Origin of the sequence: Microcoleus sp. S13C4 (assembly GCF_036700865.1) — a bacterium.
Classification (GTDB): domain Bacteria; phylum Cyanobacteriota; class Cyanobacteriia; order Cyanobacteriales; family Microcoleaceae; genus Microcoleus.
Map to the genome: position 1 here is coordinate 119,992 of NZ_JAUBPS010000007.1, position 7,430 is coordinate 127,421.

Here is a 7,430-nt window from a genome sequence, read left to right on the forward strand (position 1 = left end):
ACGGGGATTTCAATCCCCGGCGGACTGTGGGACTTACGAAAATATCGCGCGCCTAAAAAATCACAAACCACCAAACAAAATACCGAAAAAAATGTATTTATGCCGTACAAACTGAACCGAATTTCAAAATCATTTATCCTATTTTTTCTGACAATTTCCTTCTTATTAACAACCTCAACCAGACCCGTTTACTCGCACTGGTCAGACTTATCCGTAGCAGAAATAGTAGTCAACGATTTGCAAACCGAAGTAACATTAACTTTCCCAACTGGCTTAACAAGCTTCGCCGACGACAATCGAGACGGCCAGCTACAACCTGCTGAAGTTCGCAGCCACCAAACACAGCTAGAAAAATTTTTCAGCCAACAAATTCGCATCACCAACAGTAGCAAGATTCAAGGCTCCCTAACAGTACACCCGCTAGAAATAGCAGCTAAAACCGCCAGCTTAATCCAGCAGCCAAATACCCACAGCACCTTAATTTTAGACTACACCTTGCCCGCACCTCCTCAAGATAAAACCCGCGGTTTACCTGATTCAATTCCCATATCAAAACACGACCAATTGCGGATTAATTACAATCTGTTTTTGCCCGGAGTGGTAACAGCTACCTGTCAAGCTACTATTGTGCAAGCCGGTGCTGTAAAAAGCTTTATGTTTACGACGCAAAACCGGGAGTTTTTGTTAGTAGGAAATGAATCTATCTGGGATTCAGGTTGGAGTTTGCTGCTAGCAGTAGCCGGAGCATTTGCTTGGGGATGCGTGCACTCGATGTCCCCCGGACACGGAAAAACAATAGTAGGCGCTTATTTAGTAGGTTCGCGGGCGACTCCCCTACACGCTTTGTTTTTAGCAGCGACGACTACAATTACTCACACTGCCGGCGTGTTTGCTGTGGGCGGAATTACTTTGTTTGCTTCTAACTTAATCGCTCCCGACAAATTAGATCCTTGGCTCAGTTTAATCTCAGGTTTATTAGTAGCCTTAATCGGGTTTAACTTACTCTTATCAAAAATTAAGACTAGGTTGGTAGTGCGGACTGAAGTTCTCAAAAAAATTAAAACTAAAATTTTTAATAAAAACTGGTTTTTAAGGAGTAAAGTCTTTACTGCGGAATGTGAAGAGCCAGTAAACCTTTTGAGTAGAGGAAGTTGGGAGCGAGAATTTAAGCCTGTAAAACCCGATATATCTCACCACTACCACCATCACGGAGACGGCCGGATTCACTCACATTTGCCGCCCGGTGCTGACGGTGATCCTATTACTTGGAAAAGCTTATTAGCGTTGGGAATTTCCGGGGGTTTGTTGCCTTGTCCTTCCGCTTTGGTAATGTTGCTGAGCGCGTCTGCTTTGGGCAATATTGGTTTGGGGATGACGCTAGTGGTAGCGTTTAGTTTGGGATTGGCTTTAGTGCTGAGTGCGATCGGATTAATCTTAGTTTATGCCAAACGGAATTTTGATAAACTGCCCAAACAGATCACAGCAGTCAAATTTATGCCGGCGATTAGTGCGATGTTTGTAATGTTTTTGGGGTTGGGAATTACCGGACAAGCGATGTTGAAAATATTGGCTGCAAATCAATGGGTAATTGGCAATGGATAAGCATAAAATTAGGAATCTCTCTCCTAACTACAAACTTACGAATAAGTCGGATTTTAGATACCCGATTTTTTGAACAAGCCGGGTATCTGGGTATTGTGTTTTTTAGCCGTTGCTCACTTATCAGGCCGCACTATATTTATTAATAATTTCGGCTAAATCCGGTACTCCCTTTTCCACGTAAGTCTTAGCTGAGGGGCGGAGTTTGGCATAGGCGCCTTTAACCATCGATCTGGTGCTTTTCTCGACCCTTTTGTCACTTATCTGGAGCAATTCGTCTGCTACTTCACCTTTTCTTTGGGCGAGATATTCTACTGGGTTGCCATTGTTTACGGCTTCAGTCCACATCGGATCGAGTGCGATCGAGATTTCTGGCAGAAGTTGATCGACGACTTGGGCGCAATAGTCAGCCCGTATCCCCTTGACAGTAGAGTAGGCAGCTTTAAGAGCCATACCACTCAATCCTGGCGCTGCCGCAACTTGTTGGTCGATCAACTTCACACAGTCATCCACAAAAGTTTCTCTGTGGTTTTCATTCAAGAGAATATCACTAAGTCCCATTTTTACTTTCCTTGATTTAATAGTCAATGTGCTTATACCAATTTTTTATGCGGCTGCATAGAATCCGATCCCCCCTAGCCCCCCTTAATAAGGGGGGAACAAGATTCTTATCAAAGTCCCCCTTCTTAAGGGGGATTTAGGGGGATCGAGATATGTGCAACTTTACAATAAATTGGTATTATTAGCTTCGATCTCAATCTGACATCATATATCTATTTTGAGCCTTTACTCAAGGTTTCCGAAGTTTTTTAAGGTTTGAATATCTCTATAAGACAGCCTGATGTTGAGATTTGTTTAGTATTTTATGGGAATTAATGTTCTATCTACTACTAATTATTGGCCTACGGTTTGTAGTAAGGGCTTTAGTCCTTATTAGCTGATATTAATGAGAACTAAAGCCCTGACTACAAACTGATGAGTTGTGAACAGTCACATAGAAAAAAGAAGAGCTCGAAAAAAATATTAGACAGACTCTGCCTAAGTTCGATCGCACTTGCACGTATGATCTGGCACGTATCATTAGGATTGGACGTTCTGCGTGAGGGTCGCAGGTACTGCAACGATGGGAAGTTTCTGGGTTTGAGCCGGGCGATCGCTCGATCGCAATACCAAATTTTTCGGTAACGGCGCGGAAGTGCTGAGTCCGGGAAATATGTGAAGCGATAAGGTTAAGCCGGCAGCTAACAATAGTTTTTCTAACATGGCACTGTCTCCAATACATACGCCCTAGGGCATAATTCCTCTTACACCTACAACATATAAACATCCTCAGTCGCTTGGTGCGATCGCACGGGCATAGTTTAAGTGACATCTATCACCACTGAGAAGGGGGTGATGGGGATAGGGGGTGTGGGGATAGGGGGTGATGGGCCCTAGGGAAGTGGGGAGAGTGGGAAATCTTTCCTCGCACTTCTACCGTCAACATCCGTTGAACGTGTTAAATTCCTTACACTGGTTCGTTGCCAAACTTCCCTACAAATCGAGAATGATCCGAGAGAAAGAAGCCGTTGAGTCTCTCTCAAAGGTAGAATTAGCGCGTAGAAGTTATTTGACACAGCGGAGGTACCGACAATATGCTTGCATACATTCTGGCGTTGGCGGTCGGTCTAGGCAGCTTCAGTATTTACATGGCAGCCTTCTTTTTTCCAGAAGTTCACCGTAAAAGTGATTTTACGTGGAGCGGGGTAGGGCTTTTTTATGCGTTAATTTTATGGGCTTGTGCGGGACGAATTACTGGTGCTCTCCTGCTTGGTCAAATGGCGGGCGTGGCGATGTTGGGCTGGTTTGCCTGGGAAACTCTGACTTTGCGCCGGCAGTTGACGCCCGTTGCTGAGCAAACGCCGATTCCTCAGTCGGCGAATTTGGCTGCTGCAGGTGTGCCGTTTGCTGGCTTGTTTGCCAAGAAAAAAGAACCCGCAGCCAAAAAACCTAAGTTTGTTCGATCGCCCAAACCGAAAACAGATGTGGTTTCAGCACCCACTCTGGATAAGGGCGAGGTAAAGCTAGAGGAACAGCCGACGATTCCCCCCATAGCTGAAAGTATTCCTCAAAGTTCGATCGCTTCGATGACTGAAAGTGCGATCGCCCCTGAGTGGAGAATTCCCGACTCGAAACCACCTGCAATTGCAGAAATACCAGTGTTTTCAGTCGAAACTCCTGCGGCTGAGACTTCACCAACCCCAGCCGAATTAGCCAGCAGCTTCACTCCTCTACCTTTACCTCTAGAAATTTCAGAAATTGCCGTTGCACCAATTGTGGAGCCAGCAGAGGCTCAGCCAGAGCTTCCACAGCAGCCAGAAGCAGATGATTTTGACGAGGAAACAGAATGGAGGACAGCCGTTAAAGAGTCGCAAGCGGCGGCAGCGGCGGCCCCTACTCCTCCTAAACCAGCTAAAAAATCCGGCGGTTTCGGAAGTCTGTTCGGCAATTTCAAAAATAGTCTCGGCGGTATGTTGGGACTCGGTGCGGGTAAAAACAAGTCTGATGCAACTCCCCAGACGCCAAAACCTTCAGCGACTCCAGAATCGATCGCACCTGAATCTAAAATAACGGCAACTCCTGCACCGGGTATCGACCAAATTCTCGAATCCGAATTAGCCGAGGCGGCTGCGGAAGTGGCCGCCGAAAGCAGCAACACTGCTGTTGAAACAAGCCTGGGAGTGCCGTTTCCCACCGATGTTGAAGCAATGGCCGAGTTGATGGCTGCAGACATCGCGAGTTTTGACAAAATAGGGGAAACTCCGATCGAAGATCGATCGTCCGCTGACATCCAGACACCTCTGGCTGCCGTTGGCGAACCGGAAGCAGCAGCAGGCGTACCAGAAGCAGAAGCCCCTGCTGTGTCTCTGGAAACCCAGACACCGCTGGCTGCGGTTGGTGAACCCGAAGCAGCAGCAGGCGTAACGGAAGCAGAAGCCCCTGCTGTATCTCTGGAAATGACTGTGGTGGAAATGGCAGCGCCTGTAGACATAGAAGTACCGGGAGAACCTGGGTTGAGCGTGCAGGTGGAAACGGTTTCAGTATCAGTGATCTCGATCGAATCTACAGGTGAAGAACTCTCTTCTGAGGCAGAACAAACGGAATTGAGTCCCCCGAATCACCCCGATCCGAATCTAGTCGAAACTGCTAAACCGGCCACTGAATCCAAGTCGGAGAAGGTATCCGGCGAAGATAACCCGTCATCTTGACCCAAAAAGCAAAAGGTAGAAACCAGAATTTTTTTTGATTCTGCCTTCTGCCTTCTTACTTTTTACTTCTTACTTTTTACTTCTTTCTTCTTACTTTTTACTTCTTACTTTTTACTTCTTTCTTCTTCCCTCTTCCCTCTTACTTTTTACTTCTGCCTTCTTCCCTCTTCCCTCTTCCTTCTTCCTTCTTCCCTCTTCCTTCTTCCTTAATATTATGAAAGCAATTATGGTCGTGGGAACAACATCTCACGCAGGGAAATCTTTACTCGTGGCAGCTTTGTGTCGAATCTTTTCTCGGCGAGGCTGGCGGGTAACTCCGTTTAAAGGTCAGAATATGGCACTGAATTCCTATGTCACAGCGGCCGGCGGAGAGATTGGTTACGCTCAAGCAGTGCAAGCTTGGGCTGCGGGCGTCGCACCTTGGGTAGAAATGAATCCGATTTTGCTCAAGCCACAAGGAGACATGACTTCTCAATTGATTGTGAAGGGCCGGGCGATCGCCAATGTGCGAGCATCTCAATATTATGAACAGTATTTCGATATCGGCTGGCAAGCTATTCGGGAATCTTTAGAATTTCTCAAGCAAGAATTTGACATGATTGTGTGTGAGGGAGCCGGCAGCCCTGCTGAGATTAATCTCAAACACCGCGATTTAACAAATATGCGGGTAGCTAAATATTTAAAGGCTCGGACTTTGCTAGTAGTTGATATCGATCGCGGCGGTGCTTTTGCTCACATTATCGGTACTTTGGAATTACTAGATCCCGACGAACGAGCTTTAATTAAAGGATTCATTATTAATAAGTTCCGAGGGCAAAAATCGATCTTAGATCCGGGCCTGACTTGGCTAGAAGAAAGGACGGGAATCCCGGTAGTTGGGGTGATTCCTTGGATAGACGAAGTGTTTCCCTCAGAAGATTCTCTCGATTTACTCGATCGGCGTTCTCCCAATTCTCAAACCGACATCAATATTTCAGTCATCCGCCTGCCCCGAATTTCCAATTTTACCGACTTTGACCCCTTAGAATCGGAAACTTCCGTCACCGTCAAATATGTCAGCCCAAAAGACCATTTAGGCCATCCAGATGCCGTGATTTTACCAGGCTCTAAAACTACAATTTCCGATTTGCAGGTGCTGCGCCAAACAGGTATGGCCAAAGCTATTCAAAATTATTTAGTAGCTGGCGGTACAGTTATGGGAGTTTGCGGTGGCTTTCAGATGCTGGGAGAAAGTATCACCGATAGAGAAGGCATTGAGGGAGAAAAGGGAGAATTTCCAGGATTGGGATTGCTACCTTTGAAAACTGCGATGGCACCGAACAAAATTGCCCGCCAACGCATCGTAACATCTAACTATCCTCAACCGGGTTTGCCCGTTTCCGGTTACGAAATTCATCAAGGAAAAACGCAAATCCTAGAGTCCGATTTGACTCAACCGCTATTTGACGATGCTAGTTTAGGAATTGTCAATACTTCTCAATCAATTTGGGGTACATACCTGCACGGCATATTTGACAACGGAGCTTGGCGCCGAGCTTGGTTAAATCACTTGCGGCAGCAGCGGGGACTTCGCGCGTTGCCTACAGGTATTCCTAATTACCGAGAACACCGAGAAGCTCTGTTAGACTCTCTAGCAGATACAGTGGAAAAGCATTTAGATATCAAGCATATTTTAGGTTAATTAGTTAACTGTTGACTGTTGACTGTTGATTATTGTTTATTAGAGTTGAGGTTCACATTCAATGCCAAAAGTGTGTTTTTTACCCGATAACGTGACCGTTGAAGCTGAACCGGGAGAGCTTTTATTAGATGTAGCCAAACGTGCAGGGGTTTCTATTCCTACTGGCTGCCTCATGGGTTCTTGTCACGCTTGCGAAGTAGAAATTGATGGCGGAGATACGATTTGTGCTTGTATTTCCGGCATCCCTTCCGGGAAAAAGCAAGTGACAATTAATCTGTATGTTGACCCCACTTGGTAATTTGTCACTTAGCAGTTGCCAGTTGGCAGTTGGTTGTTGGCATTAGTCATTAGTCATTAGTTAACAGTCAACAGTCAACCGTCAACCGTCAACAGCTATTTTTTTTGCCATTCTTGCTGTTTCTTGCGAGCAGATTGCAGCCATTTTTGGGATTCGGGATAAACAGTTGTCCCGGGTTTCACAGATTCTAATTGATTGATAATTTGTTGCAACTGGCTGAGGGAGTAACCGGGATTTTGAGAATTCACATTATTTTGCAAGTTGGCAAACAAGTTTTTAGCTGCTTGCAAAGCTGTTGTAGACTCTTTTTCTGCTTGCAGTCTAATCTGGGTAATTCCTAAATTTTTTTGATATTGAGCGAGTTTGGTTTGAGCGTCGAGATACCCAGGGTTATCGACAGAAATCAATTTTAGTCTGTTAATACCTTCCTGCCACAATTCTGCTATTTGCTCCCACTGTGCGGCGGGATGCGGCGGTTTTTGGGAGGCGACGGCGGCGGAGCGAGCAAATTCTTTGGCAGCTTCAATTAATACCAATTTTCAAAAATCATGCAACAGTAGCTAGGGCTGACAAAATGTAATCCCATCCAGTTATAGATGCTATT

The 7,430-nt window shown here is 45.7% G+C and carries 7 protein-coding genes; 4 read left to right on the forward strand and 3 right to left on the reverse strand.

Annotated elements, in window-relative coordinates; all coding sequences use genetic code 11:
• The first annotated feature begins 99 nt into the window (after positions 1–99).
• On the forward strand, positions 100–1,602 hold the full coding sequence (locus tag QT996_RS05555; protein ID WP_333045124.1) for a HoxN/HupN/NixA family nickel/cobalt transporter: 1,503 nt from the start codon (positions 100–102) through the stop codon (positions 1,600–1,602).
• A 120-nt stretch (positions 1,603–1,722) separates the two neighbouring features.
• Here the strand turns inward: QT996_RS05555 and QT996_RS05560 are convergent, their stop codons facing one another.
• Complete coding sequence (locus QT996_RS05560) at positions 1,723–2,160, reverse strand: DUF6918 family protein (protein ID WP_333045125.1); 438 nt, start codon at positions 2,158–2,160, stop codon at positions 1,723–1,725.
• Positions 2,161–2,679: 519 nt separating this feature from the next.
• The gene (locus tag QT996_RS05565; protein ID WP_333045126.1) at positions 2,680–2,862 is read right to left on the reverse strand and encodes a hypothetical protein; all 183 of its coding nucleotides are present in this window, start codon (positions 2,860–2,862) and stop codon (positions 2,680–2,682) included.
• A gap of 371 nt (positions 2,863–3,233) precedes the next feature.
• On the opposite strand from QT996_RS05565, the gene QT996_RS05570 reads away from it, so the two are divergent.
• The 3 genes from QT996_RS05570 to QT996_RS05580 all read left to right on the forward strand — a co-directional run bounded on the left by QT996_RS05570 (position 3,234) and on the right by QT996_RS05580 (position 6,826).
• Complete coding sequence (locus QT996_RS05570; protein ID WP_333045128.1) at positions 3,234–4,847, forward strand: Ycf66 family protein; 1,614 nt, start codon at positions 3,234–3,236, stop codon at positions 4,845–4,847.
• 214 nt (positions 4,848–5,061) lie between these two features.
• Positions 5,062–6,528, forward strand: a complete 1,467-nt coding sequence (gene cobQ, locus QT996_RS05575) for a cobyric acid synthase CobQ (RefSeq protein WP_333045130.1) — start codon at positions 5,062–5,064, stop codon at positions 6,526–6,528.
• A 61-nt stretch (positions 6,529–6,589) separates the two neighbouring features.
• Positions 6,590–6,826: a 2Fe-2S iron-sulfur cluster binding domain-containing protein gene (locus tag QT996_RS05580; protein ID WP_333045132.1), complete on the forward strand. Its 237-nt coding sequence runs from the start codon at positions 6,590–6,592 to the stop codon at positions 6,824–6,826.
• Positions 6,827–6,921: 95 nt separating this feature from the next.
• On the opposite strand, the gene QT996_RS05585 is transcribed toward QT996_RS05580, so the two are convergent.
• Positions 6,922–7,362, reverse strand: coding sequence for a hypothetical protein (locus QT996_RS05585; RefSeq protein ID WP_333045133.1), 441 nt, complete (start codon positions 7,360–7,362; stop codon positions 6,922–6,924).
• Positions 7,363–7,430 lie beyond the last annotated feature (68 nt).